The following is a 24,493-nucleotide window of genomic DNA, read 5'->3' as shown; positions in this document are numbered from 1 at the left end:
TTCACGCAATCAGTTCGAGTTCCTTCAGCAGGCGCTGGGCGGCGCGGTACTCGCCTTCCTGCTGCAGCTTGTTCCAGTCGAGCGGCTTCTTGCGGCCAAACAGCTTGCGGATGCGGCGCTGCGAGGTCTTGTCGATCGACACATCGAGTTCGCTCAGCAACTGGTCCGCCCGATCCGGATGATTGCAGATCAGCACCATATCGCAGCCAGCACTCAACGCGCTATGCGCCGCCTGCGTCACGGTTCCCGCCACGCTGGCGCCTTCCATGCTCAGATCGTCGCTGAAAATCACGCCTTCAAACCCGAGTTGCGCACGCAGGATGTCCTGCAGCCAGAAGCGCGAAAAGCCTGCCGGATTCGGGTCGACCTTCGGGTAGATGACGTGCGCCGGCATCACCGATGCCAGCGCCTGCCCCATCCAGTCATACGGGCGAGCGTCATGCGCCAGGATTTCGTCGAGCGTGCGCTCGTCGACCGGGATCGCCACATGGGAGTCTGCCTCGACGTAGCCGTGTCCCGGGAAATGCTTGCCGCAATTGGCCATGCCAGCCAGCAGCAGGCCGTGCGTCAAATGATTGGCGAGCATCGTCACCACGCGCGGATCGGCATGAAAGGCGCGATCGCCGATAACGGCGCTGCGCCCGAAGTCCAGATCCAGCACCGGCGTGAAGCTCAGATCGATATCGCACGCACGCAGCTCGGCCGCCAGCACATAGCCGCAGGCAATCGCCGCCTTGGTGGCCAGCAGCACGTCACGGTCCCATAACCCGCCCAGCCGCGCCATCGCCGGCAGATGCGTAAATCCATCGGTCTTCGCACGCTGCACGCGGCCACCCTCGTGGTCGATGCAGATCAGCACGTCGTCTCGCACTTCGCGAATCGCACGCGTCAGTGCGGTCAGCTGGGCTCGCGATTCGAAATTGCGCGCAAACAGAATCACGCCGCCGGTCAGCGGATGCGCGATACGGCGCTCGTCTTCAGCGTTGAGCTGCTTGCCGACAACATCGAGCACCACGGGGCCCGGGCGCTTGCCCGACACTTTCTTGTTCATATCGATTCGGTTGAAACAGGTTCAGATGGCAGACCGGCAGCGCCGATCCGCTCCGCGATGGCGAAGGCAACCGCGTATTCATGTTCATCACTGACACTGACGCGAATGGTGAGTCCGCGTTCCCTCACCCAGTCCGCCAGTTCACCTGTGCACTGCGGGGTGGGCTCGCCGGAGGGCAAGTTCAGTAGCTCCATCGCGCGCCATGTCATCGGCCAGCGCATGCCCAGGCCGATCGCCTTGGAAAAGGCTTCCTTTGCCGCGAATCGCGTCGCCAGGAATGCCAGCCCCCGCTTTTCCGAGCGAGCCTTGCGCGCGTGGTAAATCTTGAGCTCGCGCGGGCCCAGCACCTTTTCGGCGAAGCGTCCGCGCGTGCGATCCATCACGCCCTGCACGCGATCTATCTGGATGATGTCGGTACCGACGCCGTAAATCACGCCGATTGCCCAGGGACTGGATAGCGCGTGCCAAGACGCGCCGCAACCATGATGGCCTTCATCTCGCGCACCGCATTTTGCCAACCGGCAAATACCGCATGGGCGACGATTGCGTGGCCGATGTTCAGTTCCTTGATGCCCGGAAGCGCGGCAATGCGCTGCACGTTGGTGTAGTGGAGGCCATGACCGGCATTCACGATCAGGCCATGTTTCTGGCCCGCATCGACACCTTCGGCAACCCGCTGGAATTCGGCATCCTGCTCTTGCGCGTCTCGCGCATCGGCATAGCGACCGGTGTGGATCTCGATGACCGGCGCTTTGCACGCCGCGGCGGCGGCAATTTGCTCGGCATCGGCATCAATGAACAGCGACACGCGGATACCGGCGTCCGCCAGCTGGCGGCAGGCGGCGCTGACCTGTTCGAAATGGCCGACCACATCGAGGCCGCCCTCGGTCGTCACCTCGGCGCGCTTTTCTGGAACCAGACAAACGTCCTGCGGCTTGATGCGGCAGGCGATGTCGAGCATTTCGGACGTGATGGCGCATTCGAGATTCATGCGCGTCGCCAGTTTCGGCCGCAATGCATGTACATCGGCATCGCGAATATGGCGGCGGTCTTCGCGCAGGTGCAGCGTAATCAGGTCGGCGCCCGCTTCCTCTGCCTGGAGTGCGGCCTGGATCGGATCCGGATAAACCGTGCCGCGCGCATTGCGCAGCGTGGCAACGTGATCGATATTGACGCCAAGGTCGATGACCCCGGGATTCGCGTGGAAGATCATGCCGACTTACTCAAAGGATTTCGGGAATCAAAGGTATTGCAGATCCATCAGGATCTGCCGCGTTTTCAGCGGCTCGCCCTGCAGATAATAATGCAGCAGAAACCGCATCAGGGCACGACTTTGCGAGACGGTCTGGGCGCGTGCGTAGTCGTCCTGCGCCATGTCCAGCAAGGTCTGACCCGACACGACCGGCCAACTGGACGGATCGCTGCCCTGGGCGCTGCGCACGCCCCGCTCGGGCTGATATACGTAATCGCGCCCCGGCTGCACGCGCTCGCCGGTGTTGGCGCACTGGTCGAAGGCCACGGCGAATCCGGTTTCCTGCAGCAGCACGCGCTCGAAGCTGCGCAATGCGAGACTGGCCGCCTCGCCGTGCGCCAGGCGCGTAAGCGTGATCATGTAGTGCTTGAACAGTGCCGGATGCGCGTCTTCACGCGGACAGAAGCGCAAGATCAGCTCGTTCAAATAAAAGCCGGACAGCAACGCGTCGCCCGCCAATGGCAGCATGCCTCCAACGTACTCAGCCTTGGTCAGCGTCTTGACCTCGCCGCGGCCGGTCCATGACAGGGAAATCGGGTGGAAATGCTGCAACACCGCGCGTAGCGCCGAATGGGGACGCTTGGCCCCCTTTGCGACCATCGCCATGCGGCCGTGGTCCCGCGTGAACACATCCAGAATCAGACTGGTTTCGCGATACGGATAGGCGTGCAGGACAAATCCGGTCTCGTTCGTGACGCGCAGTTCGGACCGCGCAGGCACGATCCGCATGGCGCGGTCCATCATCTCGCGCCCGGCGGCAACCGCTGGATTGAGCGTCGACACCGAACCCGATCCCAGCACTTCAGCCGCTTCCTCGGCAATTGGATCGACGCTGCGCGCACGCGGCGCGGCAGCGCGGCGCACGTCAGGCATCTTGCTCACTCGTAGCCGTACGCGCGCAGTCCGGCCTCGTTATCGGCCCAGCCGCTTTTGACTTTGATCCACATTTCCAGGTAGACCTTGCCGTCGAACAGCTTTTCCATATCGAGCCGTGCTTCGGTGGAGATCTGCTTGAGCTTGCTGCCCTTGTTGCCGATGATCATCGCCTTGTGCGCGTCGCGCTCGACGAGGATGGTGGCAAAGATACGACGCAGGCGCCCTTCCGTTTCGAATTTGTCGATCACCACGGTGCTGGTATAAGGCAGCTCGTCGCCCGTCCAGCGGAAGACCTTCTCGCGAATGATTTCCGAGGCGAGGAAGCGTTCGCTGCGATCGGTCATCGCGTCGACGTCGTACATCGGCTCGCCCTCGGGCAGATACGGCCGAATGATCGCCAGCAGCCGCTGGATATGATCGTGCGTCTTGGCCGACATCGGCACCACTTCCGTGAACGGGAAGCGCTGCCCCATCTGCTCCAGGAACGGCATCATCACTTCGGAGCGACCTTCGCCGATGCGGTCGAGCTTGTTGCACACCAGCAGCACCGGCGTGTTCTTCGGCAGCAACGCGAGCACCTTCTCGTCGTCGGCGCCGAAGTAGCCGGCCTCGACGACAAACAGCACCACATCGACCGACGAAAGCGTCGATGTCACCGCGCGATTCAGCGAGCGGTTCAAGGCGCTGGCATGGCGGGTCTGGAATCCGGGCGTATCGGCGAACACGAATTGCGCATCATCGGTAGTCTGAATGCCAACGATCCGGTGCCGCGTGGTTTGCGCCTTGCGTGACGTAATGCTGATCTTCTGGCCGACCAGCGCGTTCATCAGCGTGGACTTGCCGACATTCGGACGACCGACAATAGCCACGGTGCCACATCGGAAATCCGTGACACCGGAGGGTTCCGCCGCTTCCTGCTGCGGTGGGAGAGATTGGGTCATTCCTTCAACCTGAGAGACAACTGGGGATCTGGTGGCACCGGCTGCTTGCGCGTCTTGCCGGTGCGTTCGGCGCGACTGCGCTTGAGCAGTTGCGGCACGAGCTTCTGAACTTCTTCCAATGCGAGCTTGGCGGCTGCCTGCTCGGCAGCGCGCCGCGACGCGCCCGTGCCAAACACGCGTACTTCCAGTTTAGGCACGATGCACTCGACTTCAAATTGCTGGCTGTGCGCCGCCCCGTGCGTGGCAACCACGTTGTATTGAGGCAGGGCGATCTTGTGGCCCTGCAGATACTCCTGGAGTAACGTCTTGGCGTCCTTGCCGAGGGTGCGCGGGTCCACCTGCTCCAGAATCGGGATATACAGCTTGCGGATCAATCCACGGGCGGCATCGAATCCGCTGTCGAGAAAGACCGCACCCACGATCGCCTCGAGCGCGTCGGCCAGTATGGACGGGCGACGGAATCCGCCGCTCTTGAGTTCGCCCTCGCCGAGCCGCAACGAATCGGAAAGCTGCAGCATCTGGGCGATCTCGTAGAGCGCCTGCTGCTTGACCAGATTGGCCCGCACGCGCGACAGATCGCCCTCGTCCAGCTTTCCGAACATGCCGTACAGCATGTCCGCCACCGCGCAATTCAGAACCGAATCGCCCAGGAATTCCAGACGCTCATTGTGCTGCGCGCTATGACTGCGATGCGTGAGCGCCTGCTGCAGCAATTCGGGCTTGCTGAATCGGTAGCCGAGACGTTGCTGCAAGGCGTCGAGGGTCATGTCTTTACTGCGTTCCCGTATAGGTAATCAAAAAACTTAACGGACCATAGATCTGGACTTCGGTCCGATATTCGAATCCGATGGCTCGAATCCGTCCGGACTCGTCTTCCATCACATCCAGGTCTTCGCCCTTGATCGAGTGAATATTGTCGATCTGGGCCTGCTTGTCGAAATTGGCGGCGATTTCCTTGCGGTTGCTCGAACTGTCGCGCGCATACGTCACCGCACGTTTGACAGAAAAATACTCGAGCATGCTGGGCAACGATTTCAGCCCCGGCAACACCACCGCCAACACAATGGCAATGACTACCAAAAATGACCACAAGGAAAAGCCATGTGCACTTTTAGACACATAGACCCGGGCTTTTCCCCTGCTTCCCAAAAACTGCTGACCCATATTGCGCCTGCCCTCTTTTAATGAGTGTTTTGCGCCGCGCAGTGTCGCCGGATTTTTATTTGAACGACCCCACGCGCCCGAAATTGCCCAGGTTCATCCAGATCAGGAACGCCTTGCCAACAATGTTTCCGGCTGGCACGAAGCCCCAATATCGGGAATCCAGGCTGTTGTCACGGTTATCACCCATGACGAAATAGTGACCCTCCGGCACTTTACATGTCACGCCCTGCTGATTGTAAGTGCAGTTCTCGCGGAATGGAAAATCGGGATCCGCGCCTGCCACAAAAGCGGGACGCTCGACATCGTTCAGGATGCCATGTTCCGGACCGCCTGGCAGCGTCTCGGTGAAATGCTTCGAATATGCCAGGCGCTCTTCGTCAAGATAATCGGGCAGCGCGCTGTACTCCGCCGGCTTGCCATTGATCGTCAGCTTTTTGTTTTCGTAGCGCACCACATCGCCAGGCACCCCGATCACGCGCTTGATGTAATCGAGCGATTCGTCTTTCGGGTAACGAAACACCATGACGTCGCCACGCTGGGGATCGCCAACGTCGATGACCTTCTTGTTCAGCACCGGCAAGCGAATCCCGTACTCGTATTTGTTCACGAGAATGAAATCGCCAATCAACAGCGTCGGTATCATCGAGCCGGATGGAATCTTGAACGGTTCGACCACGAACGAGCGCAGCACAAACACTGCCAGGATCACGGGGAAGAAGCTGGCCGAATATTCCAGCCACCACGGTTGCCGCAGTTTTTCTTCGGCCAGCTTGGCACGGGAACGATCCAGTTCGGCGCCGCCCTGCACGTTCGCGAGATTCTGGCGCTGCGCATCGAACTCGGCTAGCGCCAGGCGCGCAACGCCACGCCTCTGACGTTCGAACACGAGCTTGTCTGCGACCCAGGCAATGCCCGTAATGACCACCAGCACAAAAAGGATCAGTGCAAAATTCATAACGGCTATCGAAGGATGTCGAATTGTTGGTATCGCCGGAACTGCGCGCTTATTTGTCGTCCACCTGCAGGATCGCCAGGAAGGCTTCCTGTGGGATCTCCACGGTGCCTACCTGTTTCATGCGCTTCTTGCCGGCCTTCTGCTTTTCCAGCAGCTTCTTCTTGCGCGAGATATCGCCGCCGTAGCATTTTGCCAGCACGTTCTTGCGCAGCGCCTTGACGTTTTCACGCGCGATGATGTTTGAACCGATTGCCGCCTGGATGGCCACGTCATACATCTGACGCGGAATGATCTCGCGCATCTTGGCAGCCACCTCGCGACCGCGGTATTGGGAATTGGATCGGTGCACGATCACCGACAGCGCATCCACCTTGTCGCTGTTGATCAGAATATCGACCTTGACCACATCGGACGGACGATACTGCTTGAACTCGTAATCCATCGACGCGTAGCCGCGCGAGACGGATTTCAGGCGGTCAAAGAAATCCATGACGATTTCCGCCATCGGGATCTCGTAGGTCAGTTGCACCTGCTTGCCGTGATAGCTCATATTGATTTGCGAGCCCCGCTTCTGCGTGCACAGAGTGATCACGGAACCCACATAATCCTGCGGCATATACAGGTTCACGGTGACGATCGGCTCAAGGATCGCCTCGATCTTGCTGGGATCGGGCATCTTGGCCGGATTCTCCACCGTCACCATGGAGCCATCGCGCAGCTGGACCTGATAGACCACGGTCGGCGCCGTCGTGATCAAGTCCATGTCGAACTCGCGCTCCAGACGCTCCTGCACGATTTCCATATGCAGAAGACCCAGGAAACCGCAACGGAAACCAAAGCCGAGCGCCTGTGAAACCTCCGGCTCGAACTGCAGCGAAGCATCGTTCAGGCGCAGCTTTTCCAGCGACTCGCGCAGTGCTTCGTATTGATTCGATTCCACCGGATACAAGCCGGCAAACACCTGCGGCTTGACTTCCTTGAAGCCCGGAAGCGGTTCTTCTGCACGACGCGCGATCGTGGTGATCGTATCGCCGACCTTTGCGGCCTTCAGTTCCTTGATGCCTGCGATCACGAAGCCAACTTGCCCGGCCGTCAGCGCATCGCGCTGGACAGACTTGGGCGAAAACACGCCGACCTGTTCCACCAGGTGCTGGGCGCCGGTCGCCATCAGCAGGATCTTGTCCTTGGTGCGAAGCGTGCCGTTGACCACGCGCACGAGCATCACCACGCCCACGTAGTTGTCAAACCACGAGTCGATAATCAGCGCCTGCAACGGCGCCGTAGCATCGCCCTTGGGCGGCGGCACCTTGGCGATCAACGCTTCGATGACATCTTCCACACCCTGCCCGGTCTTTGCCGAGCACGGTGTCGCATCGCTCGCGTCAATCCCGATGACGTCTTCGATTTCCTGCTTTGCGTTATCGGGGTCGGCCTGCGGCAAATCGATCTTGTTGAGCACCGGCACCACTTCCACGCCGAGTTCAATCGCGGTGTAGCAGTTGGCAACGGTCTGGGCTTCAACCCCCTGCGACGCATCCACGACCAGCAACGCACCTTCGCACGCCGACAGGGAACGGCTGACTTCGTAGCTGAAGTCCACGTGTCCCGGTGTGTCGATCAGGTTCAGATTGTAGATTTCGCCGTCGCGCGCCTTGTAGCTCAGCGCAGCCGTCTGTGCCTTGATGGTGATGCCGCGCTCTTTCTCAATGTCCATCGAATCGAGCACCTGCGCTTCCATCTCCCGATCGGACAGCCCGCCGCAGCGCTGAATGATCCGGTCGGCCAGGGTGGATTTGCCATGGTCGATGTGGGCAATGATCGAGAAATTACGGATATGGTCCATCTAGTGTTCTGGGAGACGCCGACGCTGCCCAGCGAACCAGGATGGCGCGGGAGCGGCAAAAAAGGTGGGGCGCATAACTTGCGCCAATCCGCGATTTTACCGGATTTTCAAGGACTTCCGGCGTGCGAATGTTGTCAGGCGGCGCCCGAGGCGACTCGCCAGGATGGCGGGTGACGCACCCGCTCAAAAACAATCGCGCCGGAGGAGGTCCGGCGCGATCGATGGACGACTAATTTGCAGAATGCGACGTCAGCGCGTCTGAGGGCGCAAGGTCAGAACCTGCGTGGCGTCGCCACGCCGGACGAACACCGCCGCCATCTTGCTCTTGTCCAGGCTCTTTACCAACTCGTTGAACTGCCGCGCACCGGTTATGTCGGTATCGCCAATACGAAGAATGATGTCGCCCGGTCGAATACCGGCGCGAGCGGCGGGACCATCGGCAGTATCCACTTCGACGCCGGACTTGACCTTCAGCTCGCGCAGGCGCGCTTCCGAAAGATCGTTGACGATCAGACCCAGCGCGTTCGGTTTTGTCGCCTGCTGCTGCTCTTCGTTGCCATTGCCGCGGCGCTCGCCCTTGCGTGCCGCCGTCTTGGCGCCATCCGGCTCGAGTTCGGTCACGGTAATGGGCACTTCGCGCGTCTGGCCCTTGCGCCAGACCTGCAGCGGCACACGGGTGCCGGGCTTGGTATCGCCCACCATCCGCGGCAGATCTGAAGCCTTTTCGATATCGCGGCCGTTGTACTTCAGGATGATGTCGCCCGCCTCGATGCCCGCCTTTTCGGCCGGCCCGCCCGGTTCGACGCTGCCCACCAGTGCGCCGCGCGCACGGCCAAGTCCGAGCGAGTCAGCGACTTCCTTGGTCACGTCACCAATCGCCACGGCGATCCGGCCGCGTGTCACCTTGCCGCTGGCCTTCAGTTGCTCGGAGACGCGCATCGCCTCGTCAATGGGAATCGCGAACGAAATCCCCATGTAACCGCCGCTGCGACTATAGATCTGCGAGTTGATGCCGATCACCTCGCCGCGCAGGTTGATCAGCGGACCGCCAGAGTTGCCCGGATTCACGGCCACATCAGTCTGGATGAACGGCAGATAATCGCCGGTGTCGCGGCCCTTGGCCGAGACAATGCCCGCCGTCACACTGTTGTCCAGCCCGAACGGCGAGCCGATCGCCAGCACCCACTCGCCGGGACGGATCTTGTCCGAATCTCCGAGCGCCAGACGCGGCAGGCCAGTCGCTTCGATCTTCAGTAGCGCCACATCGGTGCGCTTGTCCGAGCCGATCAGCTTGGCCTTGAATTCACGCTTGTCCGGTAACGTCACATAGATGGTCTCGGCGTCCGCCACCACATGCGCATTGGTCATGACATAGCCATCCTGGCTGATGATGAACCCCGAACCGACGCCGCGGCTTTGCTCCTCGCCCTGCGGCGGCTGTTGCGGCTGACCGCGCCGCGGCGGCGTGGGCATGCCCGGCATCGGCACGCCGAAGAAGCGACGGAAGAATTCCGCCATCTCGTCATCTTCAGGCGAGTTGCCACGCGAGCGAATACGTTCAGTGGTTCGAATATTGACCACTGCGGGACTTGCCTTTTCGACCAGATCGGTGAAATCGGGCAAGTTGTAGTTGGCGGCAGCCGCCTGGGCATGGCCCAGTTCGGAAACGGCCGGGCCGAGCACAAGCATGGCAACCATGACCATGGCACGCGCCAGGGCTGGAGATCTGGAAATCATCAACGAACTCCCGGGAGAAATCTGCGAAAAACGAATGCTTCGCGGCGGGCGGGACGCGGCTTGCGAAGCGTCATGTCCAGTGGCCGGCGCGGGACTCGACATCCCCGCCGTCACACCCGAATCTGTTCAGTGTACTGTCTTGGGAGGCGGCCGATACTCGACGCCAGCCGCAAACTGCTTGACCGTTGCGGCCGGCACTTCACCCACCACAGTTATCCAGAAATCGGCGACCCGGCGCACCACGACCTGCGTGGCGCCAAGCGACGCGATGCCCTCGCGACGCGTGCGTTGCTCGGAAACGGGCTCGATGAAGACGGACAAGCCGGTCAGGCCATCGCTGTAGACCACCTGCAATACTTCGAACACACCAGCGGGCTTGCTGCCCTGTGCAGGCGCCCGTAATTCGCCAAGCGGCCGGCGGACCTCGCGGATCTTCTGGAAGCCCTTGATCGGTGTATTGATCGCCCAGCCTTCCTCCACAATGTTTGCGGGCTGGTAGGTGACCTCGTAGTGATTCCAAGAGCTTGCACTCTTGATCGCGCCGAGAATGCGCTGCTTCTCCGACGGCACGCCAATGTCCACTTGCGAGAACGCGACCTGCTCAAGCACCTTGCCGCTTTCGCCAATGGTCTGCGCGCGCATCAGCAGGCCGGAATTCTTGTCGGCCCATAAGCGGACCGCGTAACGGGCCGAGTCGTGAGGCTCTAGCGCGAACACTTCGCATTCGACGCCAGCGACACGTTCGCCGGGCAGCTTGCGCATGTCGTACAGATCCAGCACATCGCCCTTGTTGGTCGCGAGCAGCGCTGGGAAGCGATCCTTTGCCTCCTGCTTCTCCACCACGACGAGCTTTGCCTCGGGAATCAGACTGTGCACGACATCGTTTTGACGCAGTACTTCACGCGGCTTGCCGTCTAGGGTCTCAAGGCGTTCGTACTCGTTGTGAACGAGATCGCTGTAATGCTGGATGCGCGAGGCATGCATAACGCTGCCGCGCTGATAGATCAAGGTCCCGACGTAGTTTTCGCGTTGCGCCGCACGGTGGATCTTGTTGAGCCACGCGGTGGCGTCGCGGCGGGTCAGCGTATCGTCAGACGGCTGCGCTGTGGCAGCGGCAGCAGTCAGACACAAGGCCAGAAAAAAGGACCTGCGCAGGCCCTTCCTTCCGTGTACGTCCGCTACGTTGGCGGACGACCGTCCTTTATGCATGTCCGGCATTATTCCTGCGAATTATCCTGGGAGAAATTGGCGCCGTTGGCCACCGCCCGCATGGTCGGCACAAACGCATCCGTTGCAACAGAAGTACGATGGGCGCGCAGGTATTCATCGAGCCGCGGATCCCGGATCATCTGCGCATTGTCAGCAGAAACCGTCAGGATCCCGCTCGCCGCCGGCGCGGCCTGCACACCGGCCTTCAATGGCGCTGCGGAATTCTGCTCGACACGGGCCACGATGGCATCGGGCGCGCCTGCGTCGCCAGGACCGCGCATCTGCGGCACTACGACCCAGCTCACCGCCGCAACCGCGGCCGCGATGGCCGTGCCGGGGACGACACGACGCACCCATGACGGACGGACCAGCAAACGATGACGCCCCGCGGCGGCCACCGCTGGCACGAGCACGTGAGGCTCGGCATCGAGACGCGCGGAAAAGCGGGAAAGAAAATCTTCAGTCGAGCCCGCGTGCGTGAGTTCTTCGGAACGCAAGGCGTCACCGATCAACTGGTACATCGACCATTCGGCCATACCGGCATCGCCCTTGGCATGTCCGATCGCCGCGTCGACTTCGTGCGCAGCCAATTCGCCATCCACCAGAACAGAAATCTGTTCCGCCGCTTCCATTACATGAACCGACTGCTTATGAGCCTGACCCATTTCCAACCCCAAGAAATTCCATTGAACACCGATAAATCCCGTCTCTACCGCTTGTCGTTTATCGATGCAGGAATAGGCTGCAACGCTGGCTGCACGACATTCTCACTTACCACCGCTTTCCCTCTGCCGTTCCCAGCAAGGGCCGCAATTTGTCGGCGATCGCTTCGCGCGCCCGAAAAATTCGCGAACGCACCGTACCGATCGGGCACCCCATCGCCTCCGCGATCTCCTCGTAACTGAGACCTTCGATCTCGCGCAGCGTGATGGCAGTGCGTAATTCTTCCGGCAATGCCTCCATCGCGCGGTTCACTGTATCGGCTACCTGGCGCGTGTGGAGCATGGACTCCGGCGTATTGATATCCCTTAGTTGCTCACCGTCCGCAAAAGTTTCAGCCTCTTCGGCATCGATGTCACTCGACGATTCCGGGCGGCGCCCCTGCGTGGCAAGGTAGTTCTTCGCGGTGTTGACGGCAATGCGGTACAGCCACGTGTAGAAGGCGGATTCACCCCGGAACTGGGGAAGCGCGCGGTAGGCCTTGATAAAGGCATCTTGCGCCACATCCTCCACCTCTGCGGGGTCCCGGACAAGGCGCGAAATCAGGCGAATGATCTTGCGGTGATACTTGGTCACCAGCAGTTCAAAGGCCCGCTTGTCGCCCTGTTGGACGCGTTCAACTAGAAGCTGATCGGCTTCGCGCTCGCTCACGAATGGTTCACCTGCTGCAGTGTATCTCTTGGTTTTGTCGTCACGACAAGCGTTGTATTTTACCTACGATCATGGCGGCCCCGGGTGCCGCGAAGCGCATGGTGTGACTGTAGCTTCGCACTTAGGTTCCGGCATCGGAGGGTTGGTTGCACCGTCGTGCAACCTTTCTCTGTCAGAAATCAACCCGACGGCAACGCGAATTGGCCGGGGCGGGCAACAAGGCCCCGGCATCCTGACGATCGTCTCTTCGCAGGATCAGACGCGGCGGAAGACCAGCGTGCCGTTGGTGCCGCCGAAGCCAAAGTTGTTTTTGACTGCGACGTCGATCTTCATGTCACGCGCCGTGTTTGCCGCGTAATCGAGATCGCACTCCGGGTCCTGATTGAAGATATTGATGGTCGGCGGCGACACCTGGTTGTGGATGGCCAGCACCGTGAAGACGGATTCGAGACCGCCCGCGCCACCGAGCAAGTGCCCGGTCATCGACTTGGTCGAATTGACCACCATCTTGTAGGCATGATCGCCAAACGCCAGCTTTATGGCATCGGTCTCGTTCTTGTCGCCCAATGGCGTCGACGTGCCGTGCGCGTTCAGATAGCTGACTTCGTCAGGATTGACGCCAGCGTTCTTGAGCGCGGCTACCATGCAACGGCGCGGACCGTCGGTGTTCGGCGCGGTCATGTGGAACGCGTCGCCGCTCATGCCAAAACCGACCAGTTCGGCATAGATGCGCGCGCCACGCGCCTTCGCGGACTCGTATTCTTCCAGCATCATCACGCCGGCGCCCTCGCCCAGCACGAAACCGTCGCGGTCCTTATCCCACGGGCGCGAAGCGGTTGCCGGATCGTCATTGCGCGTCGACAGTGCGCGCGCCGCGGCAAAGCCGCCGATGCCCAACGGCGAGACCGTCGATTCTGCGCCGCCGGCCAGCATGGCGTCGGCGTCGCCGGCCTGGATCAGACGGGCGGCAAGGCCGATGCTGTGCAGGCCGGTGGTGCAAGCCGTCACGGCCGCGAGGTTAGGACCCTTCATGCCGTGAATGATCGACAAGTGGCCGGAGATCATGTTGATGATCGAGCCGGGCACGAAAAAGGGCGAAATGCGACGGGGACCGCGGTTATGCAGTTCCATCTGCGTTTCTTCGATCATCGGCAGGCCGCCAATGCCCGAGCCAACCAGCACGCCGATGCGCTCGGCGTTGGCCTCGGTAATCTCCAGGCCGCTGTCTTTCAGCGCCTGCGAGCCTGCAGCGATGCCGAAATGGATAAACGTATCCATATGGCGGGCTTCCTTGGCCGGGATGTATTCCTCGGCGTTGAAGCCCTTCACTTCGCCGGCGAAATGCACAGCCAGGGCGGAGTGATCGAATTTGGTAACGGTGGCGATGCCGGACTTGCCAGCGACCAGATTGGCCCAGCCTTCGGCAACCGTGTTTCCGACGGGAGACACAAGGCCAAGCCCAGTGACAACGACGCGACGACGGCTCACTATTTTTTCCTACGAGTGCGTGAAACAGCTTCGAATTGGCTCAGCATTTGCGGCCCCCTGCCGATACATGAATATCAGGCCGGGCCGGGCGAAGGCGTTTCGATTCTGCTTCTTCGAACAGACGAAAGCCACAGAAAACGGCATGACAGGGCTACAGCAGCCCCATCCCTGCGCCTTCTGTGGCTCGGAATGCGAAGATGACGGCTTAGGCCTTGACGTGCGCGGTAGCGTAGTCGATGGCTTGCTGCACGGTCGTGATCTTCTCGGCTTCCTCATCGGGAATTTCCATGCCGAATTCATCTTCCAACGCCATCACGAGTTCAACCGTGTCCAGCGAGTCCGCACCGAGATCATTCACGAACGACGATTCGTTCTTGATATCTGCCTCGGCCACGCCAAGCTGTTCAGCCACGATTTTCTTGACGCGTTGTTCGATATTGTCCATGTAACCCTCCAGGGAAGTTCGACAAAAAGTGGGCGCATTTTAGCAGGTTTGGACCAAAATGAAGCCGCCTGCCAAGCTTTGCAAGAATCGCGCCCGTTTGGTTTCAAAAACAAAAGCTTCAGCCGGCTTCTTTCAGCTTCTCCATCGAAACTGAAGGGAGCCGACACACTCAATTCATGTACATGCCACCGTTCACGTGCAGCGTAGTGCCCGTGATATAAGCGGCCTGCGGACCGGCAAGGAAAGCCACCGCATTGGCGATGTCTTCCGGTTGACCAAGGCGGCCCAAAGGAATGCGCGTCTTCAGTGCAGCATGCTGCTCCTCCGACAGAACCTTGGTCATATCGGTGTCGATGAAACCGGGCGCAACGCAATTGACCGTCACGTTGCGGCTGCCGATCTCAGCGGCCAGCGCGCGGCTCATGCCTTCCACGCCCGCCTTCGCGGCGGCGTAGTTCATCTGGCCGGGGTTGCCGGTAGAGCCCACTACAGAAGTGATGTTGATGATGCGGCCGGCGCGGGCCTTCATCATCGGACGCAGCACGGCGCGCGCCAGGCGGAACACCGCGGTCAGATTCGTGTCGATGACCGCCGTCCAGTCGTCGTCCTTCATGCGCATGGCGAGTTGATCCTGCGTGATGCCGGCATTGTTCACCAGCACGCCCAGACCACCGTGGGCCTTGACGATCTCATCGATCACGGCTTCGCATCGCGCCGCGTCGTTGACATTCAGAACAACGCCGTGGCCTTTCAGGCCCTCGGCAGAAAGATATTCAGCGATGGCCGCCGCGCCCGCTTCGCTCGTGGCCGTACCGATCACCGTAGCACCCTGGCGGGCGAGTTCCAGCGCAATCGCGCGGCCGATGCCCCGCGAGGCGCCGGTCACCAGCGCCACCTGATTGTCCAGAGTCTTGTTCGTCATATTCTGTGGTTCCTTCGCTTTACTTCAGCAGCGCCAGCGTGTCCTGCAGCGACGCCGGATCGAATATTGCACCGCCTACCAAATTGCCGTCGATGCGTTTGGTCATGCCGGCCAACACTTTGCCGGGACCGCACTCGACCACATGCGTGACACCTTCGGCGGCCATCTTCTGCACGCACTCGACCCAGCGCACCGGCGCAGCGGCCTGGCGCACCAGCGCATCCTTGATCTGTGCCGGATCGCTGACAATGGCGACATCGACGTTGTTCACGAGCGGAATCGACGGTGTCGAAAATGCGAGGTCTGCCATGCGATCGCGCAGTCGATCCGAGGCCGGCTTGAGCAGCGACGAATGAAACGGCGCCGAAACCGGCAGCGGCAGCGCGCGCTTCGCGCCCTTGCCCTTGGCGATTTCACAGCATTTTTCCACCGCGGCCTTGTGACCGGCGATGACGACCTGGGCCGGGGCATTGAAGTTGACTGCCTCCACCACGCCGGCGCCGGCTGCCGTCGCCTCGGCGCAGGCAGCGCGCACGTCGTCGTCGGACAGACCGAGGATCGCCGCCATGCCACCTTCGCCGACGGGCACGGCTTCCTGCATCGCCTGCGCACGGAAACGGACCAGCGGCACGGCATCGGCAAATGGAATCACGCCGGCGGCAACCAGCGCCGAATATTCGCCCAGGCTGTGGCCCGCCACCAGCGCCGGCGGCGGTCCGCCCGCATCGAGCCATGCGCGATACACGGCCACAGCAGCGGTCAGCATGACCGGCTGGGTGTTCGTCGTCAGATTCAGTTCCTCTGCAGGGCCTTCGGCAATCAGCTTGCCAAGGTCCTGGCCGAGGGCGCTGGAAGCTTCCTCCAGCGTGGCGCGAACTACCGGATTGTCGGCAAATGCATTGAGCATGCCGACCGACTGCGAACCCTGACCGGGGAAAACGAATGCGAATTTCATCGGAAATCCAGTCCTAGCTATTCATTGTGTCGAACGGTGCGCGGCATTTGCCACGCCACGCGCCGGCCGCATATTACGTGCGCAGCAGCACCGCACCCCAGGTAAAGCCGCCGCCCACGCCTTCCATCAGCACGGTCTGACCCGGCTTGATACGGCCGTCGCGCACCGCCACATCGAGCGCCAGCGGAATCGAGGCCGCCGACGTGTTGCCGTGTTCGTGCACCGTGGCGATCATGCGTTCGCTAGGCAAGCCGAGCTTCCTGGCCGTGCCCTGCATGATGCGGATATTTGCCTGGTGGGGAATCAGCCAGTCGATGTCTTCCGCGCTCAACTCGGCCGCAGCAATCGCTTCGCGCGCAACCTTGTCGAGCACATTTACGGCCAGCTTGAACACCGCCTGGCCATCCATGTGCAGGAAAGCGTTACCGGTAATGGCGCCGCCCGATACGTTGCCCGGCACGCACAGGATGCCAACATGGCTGCCGTCCGAATGCATGGCCGACGACAGGATGCCGGGCTCGTCCGACGCGCTCAACACCACGGCGCCAGCGCCGTCGCCGAACAGCACGCAGGTCGTGCGATCGTTGAAATCCAGAATGCGCGAAAAGACTTCGGTGCCGATCACCAGCACGTTCTTGTGCGAACCGCTGCGGATAAACTTGTCCGCGGTCGACATCGCATAGACAAAACCCGAGCACACCGCCTGCAGGTCGAACGCCGCGCAATGATTAGTAATGCCAAGCTTGTTCTGCACGATGCAGGCCGTGCTGGGAAAGACGAAATCGGGCGTGGAAGTGGCGACGATGATCAGGTCGATATCCTGACGCTCGATGCCGGCGGCGGCGATGGCCTGCTCCGCGGCCTTGACGGCCAGGTCACTCGCCGTGACATCGGACTCGGCCCAGTGGCGCGCCGAAATGCCGCTGCGCGAGACGATCCACTCGTCGCTGGTTTCGATGCCCTTTTCGGCAAGCTGCGCCGCCAGGTCGTGATTCGTGACGCGACGCGGAGGCAGGTAGCTCCCCGTACCGATGATTTTTGCGTACTTGGTCATGAAATTGTCGGATCGTGGTGTCCACCGGCCGCTGAATACGAACGCTTCAGCCGCGCACCCTTGGCGGGCGCACCGCTTCAAGCGGCACGGGTATCGGAATGAGGGTCCGGTGCGTCTGTCTCCGGGCCGCCGGTCGCGGCGCCTGCGGCGCCGGACTTGTTGGCAAAGGCCTTTGCAATGCGTTCGATGACGCCATTTCTGGCCGCATCATACCCGCGTTTGATCGCCCACTCAAAAGAATGGGCATCGGCAGATCCGTGGCTCTTGATCACCAGCCCGCGCAACCCCAGAAGCGACGCGCCGTTATAGCGCGCCGGGTCCAGCCGGCGGGCAAGGCGCGACAGCACGGGCATGGCCACGGCCGCAAGCAGCTTGGTGAACCACGACCGCGTGAACTCTTCCTTGATCATGCTGCCGATCATCTTGGCCAGACCTTCGGTGCTCTTGAGCGCCACGTTGCCGACAAAGCCGTCGCATACGACGATATCGGTCGTGCCCTTGAAGATGTCGTTGCCTTCCACGTTGCCGTAGAAGTTCAGCTCCGAAGCGCGCAACAGTTCTCCGGCGGCCTTGACCACCTCGTTGCCCTTGATGACTTCTTCGCCGATATTGAGCAGGCCAACGGTGGGATGATCCTTGTGATCGACCACGGCAACCATGGCCTCCGCCATCCGCGCGAATTGGAGCAGATGCTCCGGCTCACAATCGGCGTTGGCGCCAAGATCGAGCACCGTGGTACCCCAGCCCTGCTCGTTTGGAATGGTCGTGGCGATGGCAGGACGCTCGATGCCTTCGAGTGTCTTGAGCACATAGCGCGACACCGCCATCAACGCGCCGGTATTGCCGGCGGAAATGCAGGCGCCGGCCTTGCCTTCCTTGACCTGGGTGACGGCAACGCGCATCGAAGAATCCTTCTTCTTGCGCAGCGCCACTTCCACCGGGTCATCCATCGTGATGACCTCGGTTGCCGACACGATGCTTACGCGCGGATGATCCGATGCGTGCAGCTTCTTGAGCTGCGCGCCGATGGCCTCGGGCAGGCCGACCAGGATCATCTCGGCGTCGTCGTGACGGGAAAGAAAACTGATCGCCGCCGGCACCGTCACGGAGACTCCGTGATCGCCGCCCATGCAGTCGATAGCGAGCTTGATCGTCATTGTTTCCTGATACGGAAAGCGCGCCGGCCTCCGCCGCATCGGTGCGCGCAGACGCAACCAGCCGGACGCGCGGATACGTTGCCGCGCGGGCGCCGAGCGCCCAACAAAAAAGCGGCAACGAGCTTGCCGCTTTCCTGTTTCATACCTGACAACGTGCGCGAGCGAGACACAGGGTCACGCCAGACGACTGATCAGTCGTTCTTGGTCTTGATGACCTTGCGACCACGATAGTAGCCGTTCGGGCTCACGTGGTGACGCAGGTGGGTTTCGCCGGTGGTCGGCTCGACCGCCAGGGGCGCAACCGACAGATGATCGTGCGAACGGTGCATGCCGCGCTTGGACGGCGACTTCTTGTTCTGTTGAACAGCCATGATGACTCCTTCGAGAATTTTGCGATATTAACACACGCATCCTGCACGAGGCGTAGCCGGGGCCCGGCCGGATGCTTGACTAGCTACGGTGAAAACGCCGCATCGGCTGCTGTCGCGCAGCGTCAATGCTTCGTCTTCAGGCCAGCCAGCGCCGCAAAGGGCGATGGCCGCTTTTCTTCTTCGGGTGCAGCCTCAGGCTCCACCTCGCCGTCCGCACCGGTCACGAGCGATTCGTGCACCACCGGGCAGACCACATGCTTCGGTGCGGTTGGCAAAGCCAGCAGCACTTCGTCTTCAATCAATTCCAGGGTCGAGAACTTCTTCGACCCGACCAACACGTCGAGTTCGTCGTCGTCCATCGGCGCCGCGTCGGCGGCGGCTTCACTGGCGACAACCTCGAAACGCATCTGTGTGGCGATCGGTTCTGGATATACCGTCAGGCACCGCTGGCAATCAAGCCAAACCCGGCCGTTCACCGTCACATCGATGAATAGCCGTTGCGACACCGGCGCGCCGGGGGCCACCGCTTCCTCGCGAACAAAACCGGTCAGCGTGTACGCAAAGGCCTCGTGCGGCGCGCTTGCTGGCGCATCCGGGGCCGTCTCGGCTAAGATGCGCGGCAAATCGCGCACCTGCACCTCGCCCGCCACATTGCCACCCTTGCGGCAGAAGGCAAAGAGATCGGTTTCACGCAGATCGAATGCTGGGGCGGACGCCGCAGACTGGGTCAGCTGACTCATAACGGCTGATTCGCAGAAAATGCCTTGTTTGCCACACTGTGCGGCAACCGAATGTGCCTGTGCAGCCAAACGCGCGATTATACGTTACGAATTGAAGCGTCGTCAAAGTATACCGGCGACGTATCCTCGTCAAAGCAGTTTTCCGGCCACTATCTCCATGTCCTCCGACGCCCGCCCTCCCCTGATCCTCGGGTCCAGTTCCCCCTACCGGCGCGAGTTGCTGTCGCGCCTGCGCATTCCGTTCGAAACGGCGTCGCCCGATATCGATGAGTCGCCGCTCGCTGGAGAGCGACCCGACGCCACCGCGCTGCGCCTGTCGCGCCTCAAGGCGGAGGCCATCGCAGCACGTCACCCCGGCGCGCTGGTGATCGGCTCCGATCAGGTGTGCACACTGGACAACGTACAAATCAGCAAACCTGGCACACATGAAAAGGCGCTGGCGCAATTGCAGTTGATGCGCGGCAGAACTGTGACTTTTCACTCCGCGCTATGCCTGCTCGACACGCGAACCGGCGCATCGCACCTGGCCGATGTGCAGACGCACGCCACGTTCCGCGACCTTTCCGACGCCGAACTGGATGCCTATCTGCGCGCGGAGACCCCGTACGATTGCGCGGGCAGCGCCAAGGTCGAGGGATTGGGCATCGCGCTATTGTCGCGGGTGGAATCGGACGACCCCACCGCCCTGATCGGCCTGCCGCTGATCGCGTTGACCGGCATGCTGCGTCGCGTTGGCTACACGTTCTTTGGAGCCTGACCGATGCGCGGCACCCTTTATCTCATTCCCAACACGCTCGGCAAACGCGACGAGTTCGATCCGGTCATGGACGTGATTCCGGTCGGTGTCCAGCAGATAGCTGCCCGGCTCGACTACTTCGCCGCCGAAAACGCCAAGACGGCACGCGCATTTCTGAAAAAACTCGGCGAAACCGCGCCCCTTGCGCATGCCATTCAGCAGATCGAGATACGTGAACTGAACGTCAACACCAAGTCCGCTGCGATCGCCGCGCTGCTCGACCCGATCGCAGCGGGACGCGACTGCGGGCTGCTGTCCGAAGCCGGCGTGCCGGCCATCGCGGACCCGGGTGCCGATCTGGTGCGGCTCGCGCATGCACGGGGCATCACGGTGCGCCCGCTGGTGGGCCCGAGTTCGATCCTGCTGGCGGTAATGGGATCGGGCCTGAATGGCCAGAGCTTCGCGTTCAACGGCTATTTGCCGGTCGATGCCGACGAGCGCGCAAAGCGGCTGCGCGATCTGGAGCAGCGCTCGCGCAAGGCGCAGCAAACGCAGGTCTGGATCGAAACACCTTATCGGAATGGCGCGCTTCTGGAAGCGTTGCGGCAGCATTGCGCCGGCGCCACATTGCTGTCGATCGCGGTGGATCTGACGCTGCCCACCGAAACGATCGTCACCTTGCCGATCTCGGCATGGCGGCCCGATCGTATCGATCTGCACAAGCGGCCGGCCATATTTTCGCTACTGGCCCAATAGTAAGCAAAAAAGCAGAAAGCCCCTCGGATCCGGGGGCTTTCTTCCATCAAATGCCGGTACCCCGATCGATCAGCGGATCACCTGGTTGCTGCTGCTCATCAGCATCATCTTCATTGCAGCAGAGCCCATGGCCGCGCCAAAGCGCTTGGCCACCCGCTCGGCAATGTTCTCCTTCACCGTGTAGTCGACGATGTCTTCGGCCTTGAACAGGTCGCGCGCCACGTAGTCGGCGTTGCCCAGGCCGTCGGCCAGCCCCAACTCCACAGCGCGCTCGCCAGACCAGAACAGCCCGGAGAACATTTCCGGATCGTTCTTGAGCCGATCACCGCGGCCTTCCTTGACCACATTGATGAACTGCTGATGGATTTCCTTGAGCATCGATTCCGCGTACGCCTTCTGGCGCGGCACCTGCGCCGAGAACGGATCGAGCATCCCCTTGTTGGCGCCGGACGTGTACAGCCGGCGCTCGATGCCGAGCTTGTCCATCAGGCCTGTGAAACCAAATCCGTCCATCAACACGCCGATCGATCCGACGATGCTTGCCTTGTCGACATAGATCTTGTCGGCCGCGGCCGCCACGTAATAGCCGCCCGAAGCGCACATTTCTTCCACCACGACGTAGAACGGCTTATCCGGGTAGATCTTGCGCAAACGATGCACTTCATCGTTGATCATGCCAGCCTGAACCGGCGAGCCGCCAGGTGAATTGATCTTCAGGATCACGCCGGCAGCGCTGGCATCGGCGAAGGCCGCTTGCAGCGAGGCGTTGATCGACTCCGCACTGGCCGGCGTGCCGGCGGCGATTTCACCGTCCAGCGTGACCATGGCCGTGTGGCGGCCGGTCGTGCTGGTCAGCGCATCGCCCTTGAAATCGATCACAGCAAACACGATCAGGCCGATGATCGCGAGACCGACGAGACGAAAGAAGATCTTCCAGCGCCGCGCCGCGCGCTGTTCGCGCAGGCTGGCCATCAATACCTTTTCGAGAACGTCCCGCTCCCATCCGCCCGCGGCTTGACCGCCGACCGGCCCGGGCGCCTTGCCGGACATCCGTGCACGGCGCTCCTCGGCTTCGCGGCGCGCGGCGGCGTCGCCCGCCTTCAGATCGTGCTCCAAGGGGTAGTCCGCGTGCTGCACCGTCTCCAGCTTCTCGCCGCTTGCGGCGCGCTCCGAGGCGTTCTCGTCCGATTGACCCGGAGGATTGGATTGCGATGGCGGTTTTTGCTGTTCTGTCATGCAAATGAACTCAAATGTCAGACGACAAACCCGATCCCGCTAATCGGCATCGGGTGGAAAAAAAGGCGCCTCGGGGAACCAGAACACAGCCCCCTCGATTTCCTCGACTCGGAGTTTCGCCAACGTGGCGCCACGGCATGGACCGCTCACGCAAAGGCCGGTATCGGGCGCGTACGTCGCGCCATGTGTCGCGCACATCAAGTATAGGCCCGCGCTATCGAAGAACTGCCCTTCCTGCCAATCCAGTTCCATCGGAACATGTGCGCACTGGTTCAGATAGCCGTGGACCGCACCGTCGTATCGGATCACAAATGCGCTGATTTCGCGCGATCCGAACCGAACGGCAAACCTGACGCCGGCGCCGCCGTCGACCAAAACCTCGGCGGCGCACAGATGACGCGCCCCGTGCTGCATGTCAGGCATGTTCGAGCAGCCAGGCCTGGAGATCGGCAATGGATGTGGCGCAATGCACGGGCGACATTGCGCGCAGCGAATCGGCGGGGTGGGCGCCGTAGCAAACCCCCAGCCCATGCGCGCCGGCATTCTGCGCCATTTGCAGGTCGTGCGTGGTATCGCCGATCATCACCGTACGACCGATATCCTGGCCGAGCTCGCGCGTAAGCTCGTGGAGCATGGCCGGGTGTGGCTTGGAAAACGTCTCGTCGGCGCAACGGGTGGCGTCGAACAGCTGGCCGAGGCCGGTGCTGGCCAGCGCGCGCTCGAGTCCCACGCGCGTCTTGCCCGTCGCCACACCGAGGAAATAATGCTCGGTATGCAGCGCCTCCAGCATCTCGCGCACGCCGGGAAACAACACCAATTCGGCATCGCGGGTCAGGAAGTGATAGCGATAGCGCTCGGCAAGCCGCGGATAATCGGCGGGATCGAGGGTCGGCACGGCATATGACAGCGCATCCTTCAGTCCCAGCCCGATGACGTGGCTGGCCGCGCTGTCATCCGGCACCGGCAGCCCAAGGTCGCGGCTGGCCAGTTGAATACATTTGGCGATAGTAGGCGTGGAATCCATGAGGGTTCCATCCCAGTCGAACACGATCAGGTCGAAGCGCTGCCTGGCCATTGAGGTCCTTGGTCGATGCGAAAAATGTGACTGCTACAGCGCGGCAAATGCGGTCTATCAAGACGCGTCGCCGAGTTGCTGCAATTGTTGCAGAAAATCAACACATTCGGCGGGCAGTGTCGCCGACACGGTGATGGGCTCGCCAGTGGCCGGGTGCGTAAAGGTCAGGCGGTGCGCGTGCAGGAACATCCGTTTGATACCGGGTCGCGCGCCACTGCGCGAGAGCGCCTTGTTGAGCGCAAAGTCGCCGTACTTGTCGTCGCCGACGATCGGAAATCCGCTGGATTGCAAATGCACGCGAATTTGATGCGTGCGCCCGGTTTTCAGTTCGGCTTCCAGCAACGTATATCCCTGGAAAGCTTTCACGCGGTTGAAAACGGTATGTGACGGCAAGCCATCCGCCTGCACGCGTACGCGGCGTTCCCCTTCGGGCGTGCTGTATTTGAATAAGGGCAACTTCACATGCTGGCGGGCATTCGGAAACTCCCCCGCGACACAGGCGAAATATCGCTTGTCCATGGCGTTGCCGCGGATCTGTTCGTGCAGGTTGACCAGCGCGGCACGTTTCTTGGCCAATACCAGGACGCCGGACGTTTCCCGATCCAGCCGGTGCACCAGTTCCAGGAATTTTGCTTCGGGACGGCTGCGGCGCAGTTGTTCGATGACGCCGAAAGCCACGCCCGATCCGCCATGCACCGCAACGCCCGCGGGCTTGTCGATCACCAGCAACTGGGCATCCTCGAACAGGATCGGAAATTCGCCGGTCGGCACGAACTGGGCCGATTCGGCCGGCTTTTCCGCCACGCGCATCGGCGGAATCCGGACAATATCACCCAACTGCAAACGATAGGTTGCGTCTATGCGCCCCTTGTTCACGCGCACTTCGCCCGAACGCAAGACACGGTAGATATGGCTTTTAGGTACGCCCTTGGCAACCTTCAACAGAAAGTTGTCGATGCGCTGCCCTTCGGATTTTTCGTCCACCGTGACATACGCCACCTGGAGGCCGCTGGGGCGCGATTGCGGCTCCGTTTCAATTTGATGGCGTAACTCATTCATTTTCAATATAATTTCCCGGCCGTTCCCGGCCAAAGACCGGTGACGCACGACCTGTGTAGCGATGTTTGGCGCGAACCCGATCGAAATGCCAGCCATATTT

General features: G+C 61.4%; 27 protein-coding genes. 2 read left to right on the top strand and 25 right to left on the bottom strand.

The features are described from left to right. Position 1 precedes the first annotated feature (1 nt). The 21 genes from nagZ to AC1RKI_RS16560 form a co-directional block, all read right to left on the bottom strand. Positions 2-1,051 carry a beta-N-acetylhexosaminidase gene (nagZ, locus tag AC1RKI_RS16660; protein ID WP_061957908.1) on the bottom strand — a complete coding sequence of 350 codons (1,050 nt, stop codon included), beginning with the start codon at positions 1,049-1,051 and terminating at the stop codon, positions 2-4. After that, entirely contained in the window at positions 1,048-1,485 is a 438-nt protein-coding gene (gene acpS / locus AC1RKI_RS16655) for a holo-ACP synthase (protein WP_492794906.1), read from the bottom strand. The genes nagZ and acpS overlap by 4 nt, the downstream gene beginning before the upstream one ends. Then, complete coding sequence (pdxJ, locus tag AC1RKI_RS16650) at positions 1,482-2,264, bottom strand: pyridoxine 5'-phosphate synthase (protein ID WP_492794904.1); 783 nt, start codon at positions 2,262-2,264, stop codon at positions 1,482-1,484. Before pdxJ ends, acpS begins: the two co-directional genes overlap by 4 nt. Before the next feature lie 27 nt (positions 2,265-2,291). Further along, positions 2,292-3,176: a DNA repair protein RecO gene (recO, locus tag AC1RKI_RS16645; RefSeq protein WP_061957919.1), complete on the bottom strand. Its 885-nt coding sequence runs from the start codon at positions 3,174-3,176 to the stop codon at positions 2,292-2,294. A gap of 5 nt (positions 3,177-3,181) precedes the next feature. After that, positions 3,182-4,120 (bottom strand): GTPase Era, encoded by a 939-nt coding sequence (gene era / locus AC1RKI_RS16640; RefSeq protein WP_061957905.1) that lies wholly within the window; start codon positions 4,118-4,120, stop codon positions 3,182-3,184. Then, a complete protein-coding gene (rnc, locus tag AC1RKI_RS16635) occupies positions 4,117-4,887 on the bottom strand; it encodes a ribonuclease III (RefSeq protein ID WP_061957904.1) in 771 nt (256 codons plus the stop codon). Before rnc ends, era begins: the two co-directional genes overlap by 4 nt. Before the next feature lie 4 nt (positions 4,888-4,891). Further along, positions 4,892-5,284, bottom strand: coding sequence for a DUF4845 domain-containing protein (locus tag AC1RKI_RS16630; RefSeq protein ID WP_492794901.1), 393 nt, complete (start codon positions 5,282-5,284; stop codon positions 4,892-4,894). 55 nt (positions 5,285-5,339) lie between these two features. After that, positions 5,340-6,239: a signal peptidase I gene (lepB, locus tag AC1RKI_RS16625; RefSeq protein ID WP_061957902.1), complete on the bottom strand. Its 900-nt coding sequence runs from the start codon at positions 6,237-6,239 to the stop codon at positions 5,340-5,342. Between the two features lie 49 nt (positions 6,240-6,288). Continuing rightward, positions 6,289-8,082, bottom strand: a complete 1,794-nt coding sequence (gene lepA / locus AC1RKI_RS16620; RefSeq protein WP_492794898.1) for a translation elongation factor 4 — start codon at positions 8,080-8,082, stop codon at positions 6,289-6,291. Between the two features lie 249 nt (positions 8,083-8,331). After that, entirely contained in the window at positions 8,332-9,819 is a 1,488-nt protein-coding gene (locus AC1RKI_RS16615) for a DegQ family serine endoprotease (protein WP_492794896.1), read from the bottom strand. Between the two features lie 126 nt (positions 9,820-9,945). Further along, positions 9,946-11,028: a MucB/RseB C-terminal domain-containing protein gene (locus tag AC1RKI_RS16610; protein WP_227459181.1), complete on the bottom strand. Its 1,083-nt coding sequence runs from the start codon at positions 11,026-11,028 to the stop codon at positions 9,946-9,948. A gap of 8 nt (positions 11,029-11,036) precedes the next feature. After that, positions 11,037-11,693, bottom strand: a complete 657-nt coding sequence (locus tag AC1RKI_RS16605) for a sigma-E factor negative regulatory protein (protein WP_084004062.1) — start codon at positions 11,691-11,693, stop codon at positions 11,037-11,039. 106 nt (positions 11,694-11,799) lie between these two features. Beyond that, positions 11,800-12,399: an RNA polymerase sigma factor RpoE gene (gene rpoE, locus AC1RKI_RS16600; RefSeq protein WP_061957898.1), complete on the bottom strand. Its 600-nt coding sequence runs from the start codon at positions 12,397-12,399 to the stop codon at positions 11,800-11,802. Between the two features lie 255 nt (positions 12,400-12,654). After that, positions 12,655-13,887, bottom strand: a complete 1,233-nt coding sequence (fabF, locus tag AC1RKI_RS16595) for a beta-ketoacyl-ACP synthase II (RefSeq protein WP_061957897.1) — start codon at positions 13,885-13,887, stop codon at positions 12,655-12,657. Positions 13,888-14,092: 205 nt separating this feature from the next. Continuing rightward, on the bottom strand, positions 14,093-14,332 hold the full coding sequence (gene acpP / locus AC1RKI_RS16590; RefSeq protein WP_008644813.1) for an acyl carrier protein: 240 nt from the start codon (positions 14,330-14,332) through the stop codon (positions 14,093-14,095). A 169-nt stretch (positions 14,333-14,501) separates the two neighbouring features. Beyond that, positions 14,502-15,254, bottom strand: coding sequence for a 3-oxoacyl-ACP reductase FabG (fabG, locus tag AC1RKI_RS16585; RefSeq protein WP_061957896.1), 753 nt, complete (start codon positions 15,252-15,254; stop codon positions 14,502-14,504). A gap of 19 nt (positions 15,255-15,273) precedes the next feature. Beyond that, positions 15,274-16,209, bottom strand: coding sequence for an ACP S-malonyltransferase (fabD, locus tag AC1RKI_RS16580; protein WP_227459179.1), 936 nt, complete (start codon positions 16,207-16,209; stop codon positions 15,274-15,276). Between the two features lie 73 nt (positions 16,210-16,282). Beyond that, positions 16,283-17,263 carry a beta-ketoacyl-ACP synthase III gene (locus AC1RKI_RS16575; protein ID WP_492794891.1) on the bottom strand — a complete coding sequence of 327 codons (981 nt, stop codon included), beginning with the start codon at positions 17,261-17,263 and terminating at the stop codon, positions 16,283-16,285. A 77-nt stretch (positions 17,264-17,340) separates the two neighbouring features. Next, on the bottom strand, positions 17,341-18,420 hold the full coding sequence (plsX, locus tag AC1RKI_RS16570) for a phosphate acyltransferase PlsX (protein ID WP_061957893.1): 1,080 nt from the start codon (positions 18,418-18,420) through the stop codon (positions 17,341-17,343). 191 nt (positions 18,421-18,611) lie between these two features. After that, positions 18,612-18,791, bottom strand: a complete 180-nt coding sequence (rpmF, locus tag AC1RKI_RS16565) for a 50S ribosomal protein L32 (protein WP_008644820.1) — start codon at positions 18,789-18,791, stop codon at positions 18,612-18,614. A 122-nt stretch (positions 18,792-18,913) separates the two neighbouring features. Beyond that, the gene (locus AC1RKI_RS16560; RefSeq protein ID WP_251165257.1) at positions 18,914-19,531 is read right to left on the bottom strand and encodes a YceD family protein; all 618 of its coding nucleotides are present in this window, start codon (positions 19,529-19,531) and stop codon (positions 18,914-18,916) included. A gap of 157 nt (positions 19,532-19,688) precedes the next feature. On the opposite strand from AC1RKI_RS16560, the gene AC1RKI_RS16555 reads away from it, so the two are divergent. Continuing rightward, the gene (locus tag AC1RKI_RS16555) at positions 19,689-20,288 is read left to right on the top strand and encodes a Maf-like protein (RefSeq protein WP_061957891.1); all 600 of its coding nucleotides are present in this window, start codon (positions 19,689-19,691) and stop codon (positions 20,286-20,288) included. Between the two features lie 3 nt (positions 20,289-20,291). Beyond that, positions 20,292-21,023, top strand: coding sequence for an SAM-dependent methyltransferase (locus tag AC1RKI_RS16550; protein WP_227459177.1), 732 nt, complete (start codon positions 20,292-20,294; stop codon positions 21,021-21,023). A 69-nt stretch (positions 21,024-21,092) separates the two neighbouring features. Here the strand turns inward: AC1RKI_RS16550 and AC1RKI_RS16545 are convergent, their stop codons facing one another. The 4 genes from AC1RKI_RS16545 to AC1RKI_RS16530 are packed head-to-tail and all read right to left on the bottom strand — an operon-like array spanning position 21,093 to position 24,393. Continuing rightward, entirely contained in the window at positions 21,093-22,259 is a 1,167-nt protein-coding gene (locus AC1RKI_RS16545; RefSeq protein WP_222156574.1) for a S49 family peptidase, read from the bottom strand. A 39-nt stretch (positions 22,260-22,298) separates the two neighbouring features. Beyond that, positions 22,299-22,682: a Rieske (2Fe-2S) protein gene (locus tag AC1RKI_RS16540; protein WP_150981836.1), complete on the bottom strand. Its 384-nt coding sequence runs from the start codon at positions 22,680-22,682 to the stop codon at positions 22,299-22,301. After that, positions 22,675-23,334 (bottom strand): HAD-IA family hydrolase, encoded by a 660-nt coding sequence (locus AC1RKI_RS16535; RefSeq protein WP_061957884.1) that lies wholly within the window; start codon positions 23,332-23,334, stop codon positions 22,675-22,677. The genes AC1RKI_RS16540 and AC1RKI_RS16535 overlap by 8 nt, the downstream gene beginning before the upstream one ends. A gap of 57 nt (positions 23,335-23,391) precedes the next feature. Further along, positions 23,392-24,393, bottom strand: coding sequence for an RluA family pseudouridine synthase (locus tag AC1RKI_RS16530; RefSeq protein ID WP_341248803.1), 1,002 nt, complete (start codon positions 24,391-24,393; stop codon positions 23,392-23,394). Positions 24,394-24,493: the final 100 nt, after the last annotated feature.

The organism is Cupriavidus sp. GW822-FHT06G04, from assembly GCF_058799075.1.
Note: the sequence above shows the minus strand (reverse complement) of the source record. Positions and strands in the feature narration are given on the sequence as shown.